This is a genomic window from Hymenobacter sp. BT730 (genome assembly GCF_030542105.1).
GTDB lineage: Bacteria > Bacteroidota > Bacteroidia > Cytophagales > Hymenobacteraceae > Hymenobacter.
Map to the genome: position 1 here is coordinate 1,148,331 of NZ_JAUOFB010000001.1, position 14,054 is coordinate 1,162,384.

Sequence of the window (14,054 nt, forward strand, 5' to 3'; positions counted from 1 at the left end):
GCCGTGGCTGTTGCTTCTCATTTTCGTCCGCTTGCCGTTTCGCCTACTGATGTCTTTACTGAAAACCTGAGGGCTCATGCCGTGCAGGAGCAGCACTATGCTGGCCGGCACCAGGCTGTGGCATGGCTGCGGGTTGCGGTGTTTGCGGGCGGCGCACTGGCTGTTTATCTGCTGATGAGCCGACAGCAGTACGCGCTAGGGCTTGGAGTGCTGCTGGCGGCATACCTGGGCTTTGTACTGGTGATGCGCTGGCACAGCCGCCTGGGCTATCAGCGCGACCATTTCCGCCTGCTCCGTCAGATCAACCAGGAAGAGCTGGACCGCCTAGCCGGACGCCTCAGCGGCTTTGATGCGGGCTTGCCTTACGTAGACGCCCAACACCCCTACACCGCCGACCTGGATGTGTTCGGGCCGCATTCCGCATTTCAGCTGCTTAGCCGGGCTACCTCCCGCTTGGGGCAGGACCAACTGGCCGCCTGGCTGCAAGCTGCCGGCTCCCCGGCCGCGCTACTGGCCCGTCAGGAAGCCGTAGCCGAGCTGGCACCCGATGCCGCCTGGCAGCACGAGTGGCAGGCCCGTGCCCGGCATTTTCCTAAACAAGCCGATGACCCGCGCCGCTTTACCGAATGGCTGCGCGCCCCCGACTTTTTCGCCGATAAAACCTGGCTGAAAGCGCTGGTGTTTATTCTGCCGCCGCTGGCCTTGGCCAGCGTAGGGCTTTGGCTCAGCGGCTACTCCTTGTGGGTGGTGGCGCCATTCCTGGTGCTGATGGGCGCCATAAACCACCGCTACCAAACCGCCCGCGACGCCTACTTTGACCACAGTGAAAGCATGCACGATGTGCTGCGCGCTTACCGCGACCAGCTGCTGCTGCTGGAGGACCGGCAAATGCAGGCCCCGCGTTTGCTAGAGCTGCACCGCACCCTGTATGCCGCCACCGATGGGTCCCCGGCTACCCGGCTGCTTGGCCGTCTGGCCATCATCGTGGAGTACTTTTCTATGCGCCAAAGCACGCTGGCCGCGTTTTTTGCCAATAACCTGCTCTTCTGGGACTTCTTCTGGATGTGGCGGCTGGAAGGCTGGAAAAAGCACCTCGGCGGCCACCGCCTGGATGCCATACTGGAAGTAGTAGCCGAAACGGAAGCGTTGGTAAGTTTGGCGGCTTTCCAGTTTGCCAACCCCACCTACGCCGTGCCGGAGCTAAGCAATTCACCCCTGGAGTTTACTGCTGAAGAACTGGGGCACCCGCTCATCTTTACGACGGAGCGCGTCACCAACAACTTCAGTACCCTGGGTCCGGGCAGCACGGGTGTGGTAACAGGGTCCAATATGTCAGGCAAAACCACGTTTCTGCGCACGGTGGGGCTCAACATGGTGCTGGCCTTGGCCGGAGCTGCCGTTTGCGCGCGCCGTTTGCGTGTGAGCCTGGCCCAGGTGTACACGGCCATGCGCACGCAGGATAACTTGGCCGAAAGCACTTCCTCCTTCTACGCCGAGCTAAAACGCCTGCGCTTGCTGCTGGAACTCACCGCCACCGGGCAGCCGGTTTTCTATCTGTTGGATGAAATTCTAAAAGGCACCAATTCCCGCGACCGACACCGCGGCGCCCGCGCCCTCATCCATCAGCTACACCGGCGCCCCGCCAGTGGCCTGGTCAGCACCCACGACCTGGAACTGGGCGAACTGGCCGAGGAGTTGCCGGGGTTCGTCACTAACTACAGCTTCAACAGCACTTTCAGCGGCCAGCAGATTCACTTTGACTACCGCCTGACCCCCGGCGTGTGCCGCTCCTTCAACGCCAGTCAGCTGATGCGGCTGATGGGCATTGCGGTGGAGGACGACAACGAAGCTTCCTAGCACCGGGTTGAAGCGTACTATTTCGAACTGGCTACTAAAAGGCACACCGCGGGCTATTCGGGCCTGCAGTATGCCTTTGCTTGGCATCTATGTGGGGCTGCAGTCGTATGGTTAGGTTGTATGGTGGCCTTAGTCCGTCTTCGCCCTTGCTATGTATGTTCGTAATAATATCCGTTGGTCACTTATCTGGCGTGTGGCGCGGAAAAATGTGCTCATTTTTACCTTGTATGCCTTACTGATATGCTTGGTGTATGGGCCTATTGGGTTTCATTCGCTGTCTATTCCCTGGCAGCCGGTCGCTACGCTGGGTATTGCTGTTTCCTTTTATCTCGGCTTCAAGAATAACGGCTCGTATGAGCGTTTCTGGGAAGGGCGCAAGCTATGGGGTGGGGTGGTGAACTCCAGCCGTACCTGGGCCATGCAGTCACTGGAGTTTATTACCTCCCGCGTAGATGCCCCCGATGTGGATGCCCCCGCTGCCACGGCGCAGGAGCTGACGGAGCGACACCGCCGCCTGGTGTACCGGCAAATAGCCTGGTGCAATGCGTTGCGCATTCAGCTGCGCCGGCAGCCGGACCAATGGGATATAGCCGTAGCTCCTTTCCTGGAAGCAGCAGAAGGGGAACGGATGCGCCACTATCTGAACCCTGCTGCCCACCTGGTACGCCAGCAGGCCGCCGACCTGCGACTGCTGCGCGAAGAACGCGGCCTGCTCAACGACTTCCAGCATGTAGGCATGATGCGCACTCTGGAAGAGCTGTACAATCTGCAGGGTGGGTGCGAGCGAATCAAAAACACACCGTTCCCGCGTCAGTATGCCTTCTTTAGCTATGTATTTGTTTGGCTGTTTGCCGCCCTGCTGCCCCTGGGCCTTATCGGTGAGTTTGCCCAGATGGGCCCGGACCACATCTGGCTGACAGTGCCTTTCTCCGTTCTGGTGTCTTGGGTGTTTAATACCATTGAGATAGTAGGGCACACCAGCGAAAACCCTTTCGATAATCAGGTAAACGATGTGCCCATGACAGCCCTCTGCCGGAGCATTGAAATTGACCTGCGGGAAATGCTGGGCGAAACTCATTTGCCACCCCGCATAGAACCGCAAAAAGACGTTTTATACTAGAATAAAATGGTAGGGAATCAGGCCCGTACAGCGGGGCGTTGGCCCTTCCAGATAAAATAAAGGCCCTTGTTAGGGAAGATCAAAAATTGCGGTATCTTACAGACCCTCTGATAAGTAGGAGGCCGTTTATTGAAATCTTGAGGAGATTTAAAGAAAACTAAAATAGGATTGTTTCTACCATTTATTGGGTATAGGAAGCATTAGAAGCAATGAATATTCTAATTTTCTATTAATAGCGAATCTGACGAAACTAAGGGAGCAATGTATCCGGTTAGCGTACCTGATACTAACTTTTTCTGAGCACGTACAAAGTATTAGCTGTATGTGTTGAGGGACCCTGAGGAAGCAAAAGATTAGCTTATTATTTCGAACACGGACAGTATGGCTACCACCCTTTGAGGATGCGCCTGCTGCTTGTTTTCATGCCGCCCTGCACCACCCACCGAAACGCTTAGCTAACCTATTCAATATGGAAGTTTACCGAGAGATATTGCCCGAAAGCTATTTGCTGATCTTGGCAAATGATGTGCCGGAGGCGCACCAGGATGCTAATGCGTTGGACTGGGCTTTGCGCCGGGCTGCCCGTAGCGGTAAGTCCAGTGTGTGGGTGGATTGTAGTCACTTAGATACCCTGCCTCCTAATGCAGCTGAGCTGCTTACTTTCTACTATCACAAGCTGCACAAGCATGGTATGAACCTAGTACTCTGTCATGTAAGCCCAGCCGTGCGGCAGGAGCTGGATAGCTTGGTGCCGGCTTTGCGGCCACCCATTGTTAATAATCTGCTGGATGCTGAGCTGTTCTGTCAACAGGAGCACTCAACGCGGCGCAGCGCCTAAGCATACCTGAGCCAGGAAGTAAAGCTGCCTGCAAGCAGCAACGTTACAGGCTACTTTCTGAACAGTAAAACGCCCGGCCACCATAAGGTAGTCGGGCGTTTGTATGGGCGCTTAATGGAGAGTTACTTGCCGGTAGTGCCCGTAGCGGGTGCAGCGCCCGGCTGCAGCGTGCGGCCCAGCCAGTCAAAAAACACCCGGTTCCAAAGTACTGCGTTCTGGGGTTTCTGAATCCAGTGGCCTTCGTTGGGGAAATACAGGAAGCGGCTGGGAATGCCGCGCAGCTGCGCCGTACCAAAAGCTTCCATGCCCTGGCCCTCCGGCACCCGGAAGTCTTTGCCACCGTGAATCACCAGGATAGGCGTATCCCAGTTGCGGGCAAACATTTGAGGATTGAATTCCTGATAGGTGCGCGGCTGCGGCTCCTGCCACGGCGCGCCACCCAGGTCGTGGTTGGCGAAGAACATTTCCTCGGTGGTAGGATACCAGCTTTCCAGGTTGTAGAGGCCGGCATGGGCAATAAATGTCTTGAAGCGCCCCTGATGGTGGCCCGCCAGATAGTATACTGAGTAGCCGCCATAAGAAGCGCCCACACACCCGCGCCGGTCCTTATCCACAAAAGGCTCCTGGCTTATGGCGTCAATAGCCGAGAGATAATCTTTAATGGGTTGCCCACCCCAGTCGGTCGAAATGCTGTTGTTCCACTCGGTACCAAAGCCCGGCAGGCCGCGGCGGTTGGGCGCCACCACAATGTAGCCGTTAGCGGCCATCAGCTGGAAGTTCCAGCGGTAGCTCCAGCTTTGCGTAATGGGGCTTTGCGGGCCACCCTGGCAGTACAGCAGGGTGGGGTATTTTTTGCTGGCGTCGAAATCGGGTGGGTAGATGACGTACACCTGCATCTGCTTGCCATCGGTGGTGGTTACGCGGCGGTCTTCCACCTTGCCCATTTTCACGCCCGCCAGCTCCTGTTGGTTCAAGTGGGTAAGGGCGGTTTCGCGGCCGGTTTTCAGGTTCACGCGCACCAGCTCGGCGGGGCTGCTGATGGTGGTTTTGTTGACGATAGCCGCATCCTTACCTGCTAGCTCAAAGCTGTTATAGTTTTGTGGGCCTTTAGTCAGCTGCTTGATTTTGCCGCCTTTGCTGGGAAGGGAAAAGATTTGTTCCGTACCGCCCAGCACGCTCACGAAGTAGATGGTTTTGCCATCCTGGCTCCATCGCACGTTGCTGGCCGTTAGCTCCGAGCCCTTGGTGATATCCTCCCGCTGACCGGATTGGAAGTCAAAAACCACAATACCGTTGCGGTCCGACTCAAAACCAGGTGTGGCCATGCTCAGCCAAGCTACTTTGCTGCCATCGGGCGAGAAGCTGGGTTCAATATCGTAGCCGCCCAACCCGACGGATAGGTTGGCCGTCTGGCCCGAGCGCACGTTGTAGAGGTAAATATCGGAGTTGGTGCTTTCAGCCTCGGCCTTACCCGTAAGCTTGCGCGAAGTGTAAGCCAACAGGTAGCCGTCGGGGGAAAAGGTAATCTGCTCCGCCCCGCCAAAGGGCTGCAAGGGCGCATCAAACTTCTCGCCGGGCATAATATCCTTGCCGTAGCCGGACGGCTTACCATCGTCGTCGAGGGGCTGGAAGAACACGTGGTTTACTTTGTAGTCGTCCCAGACGTTCCAGTGGCGGTAATTCAGGTCGTCAATGATGCGGGCATCAGCCTTGGGCAAATCAGGATACCAATCCTTTACCTCTTTGCCGGTTTTCACCTCCTGGGTATAGAAGATGAACTTACCGGTGGGGGCATACTTCAGGTTGGCAATGCCTTCTTCCGGAAACGCACTCAGCTTTTGGGCTCCCGAGCCATCAGCATTCATTTCATAGAGCTGGTCGGAGCCGCCTTCTGCGCTGATGTAGGTGAGCTTTTTGCCATCAGGCCGCCAGTTGAGGTTTCCTTCGCTGCCGGGCGTGTTGGTCAGCTGCTTTACCGCGCCGCCGGCTGCGGGCACCACGAAAATGTCGGCATTGCCTTTATTGTCGGCCAGATTGTAGCGCGTCACGGTGAAAGCTACCTGCCTGCCATCCGGCGACACCTGCATTTCGCCCAGGCGACCCATTTTCCACAGAAGCTCCGGCGTGAGTACGCCTTGTTGGGCTACGGCCGCCAGCGGCAGACAGAGCAGCGCCGTGAGAAAGGATTTTTTCATGAGAAACAAGAGTGGGAGTTGACGCGCAAGGTAGCCAGGATGCCGCAAACTGTGCCCAATACCGTAGCTTTCCGGCCCGCTGCAGCGGCGGGATTCAATCTGTAGCTGATGCCTGATTTTCGTCTTCGTGTTTTTCAGTCCGTGGCCCGCCATTTGAGCTTTACCAAAGCCGCGCAGGAGCTGTTTATCAGCCAGCCGGCCGTAACCAAGCACGTGCGGGAGCTGGAGCGCAGCTATGGGCAGCGCCTGTTTGAGCGCCGTGGCAACCGGGTGGCGCTCACACCCGCCGGCCAGCTGCTGCTCGCCCACGCCGACTCCGTGGAAGCTCTCCACCACCAACTCACCGACCAGCTCTATGCCCTGCACCACGAAGCCGCCGGCCGCCTGCGCCTGGGGGCTAGTACCACGCTGGCGCAGTACGTGTTGCCCCCTATTCTACCTGCTTTCCAAGCCCGTTACCCGCACATTGAGCTAACGCTGCTCAACGCCAACTCTGAGCAGATTGCTGAAGCCCTCCTGCACGGGCACCTTGACCTGGCCTTTGTGGAAGGCCGCAGCAAAAACCGCGACCTGCACTACGAGTTGCTGCTGCAGGATGAACTGGTAGCCGTGCGCCGCGCCACAGGTGCCCCGCCTGTGCCCATGCCGCTGGGAGAAGCCCTGCAGCACCCCTTGGTGTTGCGGGAGCGAGGCTCAGGAACCTTGGAGGTGTTGGAGTTTGCATTACGCACTCACCAGATTCGCTTGGATCAACTCCACGTTGCACTTTACCTCGATAATACCGAAGGCATTAAATCTTACCTGGAAGCGGCCCCGGCCTGTCTGGGGTTTGTTTCCCAACGCGCCGTAACGCAGGATGTGCAGGTAGGCCGCCTCGAAATTGTACCGATACCGGAACTGCGCCTTGCCCGGCAGTTTGAAGCAGCGTGGGTGCAGGGGCAGCCCTTAGCGGCCCAGGCTTTGCGGTTCCTGGCTTATGCCCGTCAGCAGCTGGTTCAAGAAGCAATATAATCTGAAGTTATTATCGATAATCATTTTTGATTATCGATAGGAGGGGGTGCCACGTAATTTTGGGGTGCTATTTGCTGTGCCCCTTGTATGAAAAGTGCCCACCCCCTGTCTGCCACCAATAACCGCTCCGTTGCCACCGCTGACCACTTTGAAGCTTTTCTGGCCCACCGCTGGGAAGTAGCGGGGTTTATACTCACACCGCGTATTCTGCTTTTTTTAGGAGCGCTGCTCGTTTGCCTGTCGCCCTGGGGCTCGCCTCCCCTGGCGCTAGCGCTGGGGTTGGTTATAGCGCTAATAGTGGGAAATCCGTTTGTGACATATAGCCGCCGCTATACCAGCAAACTGCTGCAATGGTCGGTAGTGGGGCTGGGCTTTGGCATGAATGCGCATACAGCTCTACAGGCCGGCCGCGAGGGGCTGTTATTTACGGTCGTTTCTATTCTGGGCACACTCACCTTGGGTTTTCTGGTAGGCCGCTGGTTGGGTATCGACCGAAAAATCTCGCACCTTATTTCCAGTGGCACCGCCATTTGCGGGGGCAGCGCTATTGCGGCCGTGGGGCCCGTGATTCAGGCTGAGGAAGGGCAGATGTCGGTTGCGCTGGGTACAGTGTTTATCCTGAACTCGGTGGCCTTGTTTCTATTTCCGGCTGTGGGGCATGCCTTACAGATGAGCCAGAACCAGTTTGGGCTATGGGCTGCTATTGCCATTCATGATACCAGCTCTGTGGTAGGCGCTGCCAGCCATTACGGCGACCAGGCCCTGCAGATTGCCACCACCGTAAAGCTAGCCCGCGCCCTCTGGATTATTCCGGTAGCCCTGGGTACGGCTTTCCTCTTCAAAACCAAGGGTGCTAAAGTGAAGCTACCCTGGTTTATTCTTGGGTTTGTGGGCGCCATGCTGCTGAATACGCTGGTGCCGGCCTTAGAGCCCTTGGCGCCTATGATGGTGATGCTGGCGAAGCTAGGGCTTACGGTTACCCTGTTTTTGATTGGAGCGGGACTTTCCAGGGTGGTGTTGCGCTCCGTAGGTGTTCGTCCGTTTGTGCAGGGAATTTTGCTGTGGGGCGTTATTTCAGCGGCTTCGCTATGGGTTATACTGCACACGGTAGCGTAGTAGCGTACTCTGCTCCACAAAAAAGGCCTATCGGATATCCGATAGGCCTTTTTTGTGTGTAATACGTAAGCTTAGAATTAGGAGGATTTACGGCCCGAGCCGCTTTTCTTCCCGCCACCATCGTGTTTGTTTACCGTGGCCCAGGCCCGTTTTTCGGCTTCTTCTTCTGAGACGCCGCGCTTTTCGTAGCCTTCTTCTATGTGTTCAGCCTGCCGCTTTTGCTTGTCGGTGTAGGCTGATTTATCTCCTCTGGACATAGCTTTTAACTAAAAGGTGAAACCATAGGGTATAGTCCGTATACGTGCCTGTCCGCTGGCTGTTTTCGGATTCCCCGGCTTTGTTGCAGCAGCCTGTCTATCTTCGCCTGTTCAATCTTTTATGTTCAGCACGCATGCGTCACGTTGCCGATATCCCGCATCCGGGAGCCAAAATCACTCTGTTCTCCTGGAATGGTAAATACCTGATTAAGCTGGAAAAGGGTGACCTGGAACAAACCTACAAGGTGAGCGAGCTGGACATCACGGGGGAGCAGGACGTTTTTGCTCTGCTGGATGAGGAGTTTTTGCAAGCTGCCGTGCAGCGCTTTGCCCACATGCGTACCGACCTGCAGGCCGCCTTCGACCGGCACGGTCTGTGATATACTGCTTTGCTTAAACGCCGGCTCCAACATTAATTGACTTTCCCTATGAATCCATTTTTTCGTTTTCTGTCGGCCGCACTGCTGGTGCTGGCTAGCCTGAGTGCCCTCCCCGCCGCCGCTCAATTGTATGAGGTACGGCCCGGCACCGTCACCTTTGAAAAGCGCGAGCGGGATGCTGTGAAAGTGCAGGTAGATGGCACCGCCCAATGGACACGTGACTTCTGGCAATCCTGGCTGAAAGACAACTATAACATTAAGCTGAAGGGCGGCGGCACCCTGGGCGTTGGTAAGAAAGATGTGCTGGAAGCCCGGCAAACCCCTATTTCCAGTGTTTCGGGCAAACTAATGGATTTGTTTGCTACCGTTACTTCGCCCACCGACAGCACTTCTGAGCTCTCAGTATTTGCGTCTATCGGCCCCGATGCTTTTCTGAATCCGGACAAAACTCCCTCGGAGTATGCCGCCCTGCGCAATATGGTGCAGTCATTTGGGGTAGCTGCGCGCCTCAAGGCCTATAAAGACAAGGTGGACCTGGCAGAAAAGCAGTTGAAGGATGCTGAAAAAGAGAAGGACCAACTCCAGAAGGACATCAAGAATGCGCAGTCCAATACCGTCAGCAACCTGGAGCGCATCGAGTCCCTTAAAAAACAGAATATGGAGAATGTGCTGAAGGTGCGGCAAGACTCGGTAAAGCTGCTCGATAATGCCCGGCAACTGGAGTTGCGCAAGCTGCAGTTGCAGCGCCGCAAGGACCGCCTCTCCGCTATCGACCATAAATAAACCTTCCGCTTATCCGGCTCGCCTGTAATGGTGCGGTCCGGTACCTTTGTGCTATGCCCCAAGACCCTTCTCCGCTCGACACGCTACGCCAACTCAAAGAATGGCTGGATGCCGGCACTATTACGCAACAGGAATTCGACACCCTCAAGCGCAAGCTGTTATTTAGTGAGGGTGGTAGTGCCCCATCTGTTGCACCAGCCAGTGAGCCTACCGAAACCAGCGTGCCTGCTCCGGTAGAAGACCCGTTGCTGCCACCTTACACCGTAGGGGAGAACCAGGCACCGATACCTGCACCGCAGCCCCAGGCACCGGCTACACCAGCCGAGAACTTTAGCCACCCCATCATTACGGGCCGTCCCGGGGCTTCGCCTACGGCCGAGAACCCCTACGAATCGGCTGGACCGGCAGAAGAAATAGGGGATGATATCACGCCGCCCCGCAATCCACTGGCGTTGGTGATGATTATTGGGGGCGTAGTTGCCTTACTGGGCCTGGTGTTTTACTTAATGATGGGCTCCCGCGAGTCAGAACATTTAACCAGCACCTCCCAAAGCGCAGCCGATTCCGTAGCCGTTCGTCCGGAAGAAGGACCACAGGCGGAGCAAATTGAATTGCCGCCGGCGGCGGCCCCGGAAACCGTTCGGGTGGTCCCAGCTACGCCCCCTGCGGCCACCCCGACCGGTGCTGATTCAACGGCACCTGCCGCCAGCCAGCCTACTCCCGCAGCCACTCCGGCGCCCGCTGCCGCGTCGGATGGCGAGTTGCGCACACAGATAGAATCTGCCTTAGCCTCTTATTACGAGGACCTGAAAGCTGCTCCCTTTGATGCTTCGCAGCACTTTGCGGCGCAGGTAGAACGGTTCTACACCCAGCAGAATACTACCCCGGCAGCCATTGAGGCCGAGCTGGCTAAATCACACTTTCCGGAATTCCAGGACGCTGAAACCATCATCGAGCCTGGCAGCCTGCAAATTGGCCCCGAAACCAACGACGGCTCCCGCGTGGTCACATACCGTGAGAAAAGCCGGGCTTATCGGGTATCGCGGCAGCAGCACCAGCAAACTACCGCCCAGGTGCGGGTGCGCTTCAACCGGAACCTGAAAATGGTTTACCTGCGCCAGGAACGCCTGCTGGAAAACTCTTTCACTGATTAGTGGCCGGCGTTGATTTAACGCTTTTCTATGCGCTTCCCTTTTTTTATAAAGCCTCTCCAGCTTGCCATTGCCTTCTTGCTGCTTGCCGGTGCTGGTTGTATTAAAGTAATTCAGCCAGGCAAAAGCTTTGCTGCCTATACGCCGCCTACCGCCCCTGACTATGCGCTACCCACCAACTGGGCCGCCCTGCCGGAGCGCCGTGACTCTGCCGATGCCGTGCCCCCGCAACTTGGCCTGCGCAATGAGCAGGCACAAGCCGCAGCAGATGTCTTTTTCGTACACCCCACCACGTATTTTCGCCGCGGCTCCTGGAATGCAGATATAAATGATGTTCTGCTAAACCGCTTTACTGATAACAGCACCATCCGAAAGCAAGCCAGCGCCTTCAATGCCGCAGGCCGCATCTATGCGCCACGCTACCGGCAAGCCACTTTATTTTCGTTTTTCGATACGCAGGATACGAACGGGGAACAGGCTCTGAACCTGGCGTATACTGATGTAAAGGCCGCTTTTCAATATTATCTGGCACATTATAACCAGGGCCGCCCCATCATCATTGCCAGCCACAGCCAAGGTACCTTTCACGCTACACGCCTGCTGCACGAGTTTTTCGATACCAACCCCCAACTCCGCAAGCAACTGGTAGCCGCCTATCTGGTAGGGTATAAGGTGAAGGAAGATGAATATCAGGCCCTGAAGCCTTGCGAAGATTCCACTCAAACCGGCTGCTACATCAGTTGGAACACCGCCGAGTGGGGCTACGAGTATGAGCCCTTCCGTGGTGCCACGGCCGTAAATCCCCTTACCTGGACGCGCGACACGCTCACTGCTCCCGCCACTCTAAACAAAGGCGGCGTGCGTTTTGACTTTGATAAAGTAGATCCTCAGGTAGTAGATGCCAAAGTGCATAATGGCATTGTCTGGGTGCACGCCCCCAAGCCCCTCGGCTACCCTCGTTTTCTGCTGCCCGGCCGACCGGAGCTGCGCCATTCCTTCCACATTGCCGACTACGGCTTGTTCTACCTGAACGTGCGGCAGAATGCGGCGGCGCGAGTACAGGCTTTCCGGAAGAACCAGTAGCACGTAGCTGTGGCTTTGCGCAACAAAAAAGCCCCGCCGGCATATGCCAGCGGGGCTTTTTCTAATCTAAACTTAAAGCTTAAGCACCAATGGCTACACGCTTGAAGTCCGATACCGTCATGCCTTTCGACGTTTTGTCGAGCAGCTGAGCAATGGTCATCGAATTGTCTTTCACGAACTCCTGGTTCAGCAAGGTATTCTCCTTGTAGAATTTGTTCAGCTTGCCCTGAGCAATTTTCTCCAGCATAGCCTCGGGCTTGCCTTCAGCACGCGCCTGCTCTTTGCCGATTTCAATTTCGCGCTCAGCAATAGCAGAATCCACACCGTCTTTATCAACGGCAACAGGCTTCATGGCTACAATCTGCATAGCTACGTCGCGGCCAACAGCAGCAGTGTCAGCACCACCAACGTTCTTCAGGCCTACGAGTACGCCTTTCTTGCTGTCGGAGTGAATGTAAGAAGCTACTTTCTCAGCCGTGAGGGTAGCGTAGGTCAGGTCCAGCTTCTCGCCGATTTTGCCCATCAGGTCGGTGATGTGCTCCTGAATAGTCAGTCCATCTTCTTCCTTGGTAGCCAGCAGCTCTTCTTTCGAAGTAGCGTTGGTACGTACGGCGGCGTCCAGAATGCGCTGAACCAGCTCGCGGAAGTTAGCCACTTTCGCTACCGATTCGGTTTCGCAGGCCAGAGCAACCAGCTTGCCGTTGGTGCCATCTTCGCTTACGCTTACGGCTACAAAGCCTTCCGACGTTTCGTTTTCAGCACGCTTGTCAGCAATTTTCTGACCCTGCTTGCGCAGAATGTCACGAGCTGCTTCGAAGTCGCCATCGGCTTCGGTCAGTGCTTTTTTGCAATCCATCATGCCCGCGCCAGTCATGGTGCGGAGCTTGTTCACGTCTGCGGCAGTAATTGCGGCCATTGTTGTGAGTTGTATGAGGGTGAGATTAGTAAATCCGGGGTTGGAGGGCTGCTATTTATAAAGCGGACAGCGCCTCAGGAGTTAAAGAAAAAGGGAACACCGGAGCCAAGTGCTTCGCATGTTCCCCTCTTCTCAATTATCTACAGAAGCCTATTCTTCGGCCGACTGTTTTTCTTTGATGCCTTCGTCTTCCGACTGCTTCTTGTCGGCTTCCTCTTTGTCCACCTTGCGCTCCGACAGGCCTTCTTCCATAGCCTTACCCATTACGCTCACGATGAGCTGGATAGACTTGGAAGCGTCGTCGTTAGCTGGGATTGGGAAGTCTACGAGCTCGGGGTTCGAGTTGGTGTCGCAGATAGCGAATACCGGAATGCCCAATTTCTGAGCTTCTTTCACGGCAATGTGCTCACGCTTCACGTCAATTACGAACAGGGCAGCGGGCAGGCGGCTCAGGTCGGCAATGCCGCCCAGTACACGCTCCAGCTTCTCCCGCTCACGCGAGAGCATCAGACGCTCACGCTTAGCGAGAGCGGCATACGCCGTGTTTTCCTTCACCATCTTGTCGATGGTGCTCATTTTCTTCAGGGACTTGCGAACCGTAGCGAAGTTGGTGAGCATACCACCCAACCACCGATCGGTAACGAATGGCATTTTCAGGCGCTTAGCCTCTTCGGTTACAATTTCCTGCGCCTGCTTCTTGGTGGCTACGAACAATACTTTCCGGCCGCTCTTGGCGATGTTGCGGATAGCATTGGACGCCTGCTCCAGGGAAACCAGCGTTTTGTTCAGGTCAATGATATGGATGCCGTTCTTCTCCATGAAGATGTACGGCGCCATTTTCGGGTCCCACTTGCGCGTAAGGTGACCAAAGTGGGCACCGGCGTCCAGCAGTTCTTTATATGTGGTGGTCTGAGCCATGATAGGGGTTCCTCTGGAAGATTAGCGTTTCGAGAACTGGAACGAACGACGCGCTTTGCGCTTGCCGAATTTCTTACGTTCCACCATGCGCGGGTCACGGGTCAGGAAGCCTTCTTTCTTCAGCGCGGGACGAGCCTCAGCGTTGTCGCCCACAAGGGCTTTCGAGATGGCCAGACGGATGGCTTCAGCCTGAGCCGAGATGCCACCACCGCGCACGTTCACCTTCACGTCGTACTGCCCGAGTTGCTCGAGGGTAGCGAAAGGCTGGTTCACGATGTTTTCCAGGAGTTCATTGCCAAAATAGGCTTTCATTTCCCGGCCGTTGATAGTGATATTCCCTTGCCCGGCTTGCATGTAAATGCGAGCCACCGAGGTTTTTCTTCTACCAGAGGTGTTGGAGATTTCCATTAATAGAAAGGTTAGAGAAAA

Annotated in this window: 14 protein-coding genes; 9 read left to right on the forward strand and 5 right to left on the reverse strand. The window is 56.0% G+C overall.

The window, feature by feature from the left end; all coding sequences use genetic code 11:
* Positions 1-3 precede the first annotated feature (3 nt).
* The 3 genes from Q4G72_RS04980 (at position 4) to Q4G72_RS04990 (ending at position 3,815) form a co-directional block, all read left to right on the forward strand.
* A complete protein-coding gene (locus Q4G72_RS04980; protein WP_303310303.1) occupies positions 4-1,857 on the forward strand; it encodes a MutS-related protein in 1,854 nt (617 codons plus the stop codon).
* Positions 1,858-2,008: 151 nt separating this feature from the next.
* A complete protein-coding gene (locus tag Q4G72_RS04985; protein ID WP_303310304.1) occupies positions 2,009-2,977 on the forward strand; it encodes a bestrophin family protein in 969 nt (322 codons plus the stop codon).
* A gap of 469 nt (positions 2,978-3,446) precedes the next feature.
* Positions 3,447-3,815 carry an STAS domain-containing protein gene (locus Q4G72_RS04990; RefSeq protein ID WP_303310305.1) on the forward strand — a complete coding sequence of 123 codons (369 nt, stop codon included), beginning with the start codon at positions 3,447-3,449 and terminating at the stop codon, positions 3,813-3,815.
* Positions 3,816-3,937: 122 nt separating this feature from the next.
* On the opposite strand, the gene Q4G72_RS04995 is transcribed toward Q4G72_RS04990, so the two are convergent.
* On the reverse strand, positions 3,938-6,010 hold the full coding sequence (locus Q4G72_RS04995; protein ID WP_303310306.1) for a S9 family peptidase: 2,073 nt from the start codon (positions 6,008-6,010) through the stop codon (positions 3,938-3,940).
* Positions 6,011-6,118: 108 nt separating this feature from the next.
* On the opposite strand from Q4G72_RS04995, the gene Q4G72_RS05000 reads away from it, so the two are divergent.
* Both Q4G72_RS05000 and Q4G72_RS05005 read left to right on the forward strand, forming a co-directional pair.
* Entirely contained in the window at positions 6,119-7,021 is a 903-nt protein-coding gene (locus Q4G72_RS05000) for a LysR substrate-binding domain-containing protein (RefSeq protein WP_303310307.1), read from the forward strand.
* Between the two features lie 87 nt (positions 7,022-7,108).
* Positions 7,109-8,137, forward strand: a complete 1,029-nt coding sequence (locus tag Q4G72_RS05005; protein ID WP_303310308.1) for a YeiH family protein — start codon at positions 7,109-7,111, stop codon at positions 8,135-8,137.
* Positions 8,138-8,214: 77 nt separating this feature from the next.
* Here the strand turns inward: Q4G72_RS05005 and Q4G72_RS05010 are convergent, their stop codons facing one another.
* A complete protein-coding gene (locus tag Q4G72_RS05010) occupies positions 8,215-8,394 on the reverse strand; it encodes a hypothetical protein (protein ID WP_303310309.1) in 180 nt (59 codons plus the stop codon).
* 134 nt (positions 8,395-8,528) lie between these two features.
* Here Q4G72_RS05010 and Q4G72_RS05015 point away from each other — a divergent pair, with 134 nt between their 5' ends.
* From Q4G72_RS05015 to Q4G72_RS05030, 4 genes are read left to right on the forward strand one after another with little or no spacing between them, the layout of a single operon-like run.
* Positions 8,529-8,774, forward strand: a complete 246-nt coding sequence (locus Q4G72_RS05015; RefSeq protein ID WP_303310310.1) for a hypothetical protein — start codon at positions 8,529-8,531, stop codon at positions 8,772-8,774.
* Between the two features lie 48 nt (positions 8,775-8,822).
* Positions 8,823-9,557 carry a hypothetical protein gene (locus tag Q4G72_RS05020; protein WP_303310311.1) on the forward strand — a complete coding sequence of 245 codons (735 nt, stop codon included), beginning with the start codon at positions 8,823-8,825 and terminating at the stop codon, positions 9,555-9,557.
* Positions 9,558-9,610: 53 nt separating this feature from the next.
* A complete protein-coding gene (locus Q4G72_RS05025) occupies positions 9,611-10,711 on the forward strand; it encodes an SHOCT domain-containing protein (RefSeq protein ID WP_303310312.1) in 1,101 nt (366 codons plus the stop codon).
* A gap of 27 nt (positions 10,712-10,738) precedes the next feature.
* Positions 10,739-11,791, forward strand: a complete 1,053-nt coding sequence (locus Q4G72_RS05030) for a DUF3089 domain-containing protein (protein ID WP_303310313.1) — start codon at positions 10,739-10,741, stop codon at positions 11,789-11,791.
* Positions 11,792-11,870: 79 nt separating this feature from the next.
* Here the strand turns inward: Q4G72_RS05030 and tsf are convergent, their stop codons facing one another.
* The 3 genes from tsf to rpsI form a co-directional block, all read right to left on the reverse strand.
* Positions 11,871-12,707, reverse strand: a complete 837-nt coding sequence (tsf, locus tag Q4G72_RS05035; RefSeq protein WP_121235787.1) for a translation elongation factor Ts — start codon at positions 12,705-12,707, stop codon at positions 11,871-11,873.
* A 150-nt stretch (positions 12,708-12,857) separates the two neighbouring features.
* Positions 12,858-13,625 carry a 30S ribosomal protein S2 gene (gene rpsB, locus Q4G72_RS05040; RefSeq protein WP_044515271.1) on the reverse strand — a complete coding sequence of 256 codons (768 nt, stop codon included), beginning with the start codon at positions 13,623-13,625 and terminating at the stop codon, positions 12,858-12,860.
* Positions 13,626-13,646: 21 nt separating this feature from the next.
* A complete protein-coding gene (rpsI, locus tag Q4G72_RS05045) occupies positions 13,647-14,033 on the reverse strand; it encodes a 30S ribosomal protein S9 (RefSeq protein WP_044515269.1) in 387 nt (128 codons plus the stop codon).
* Positions 14,034-14,054: the final 21 nt, after the last annotated feature.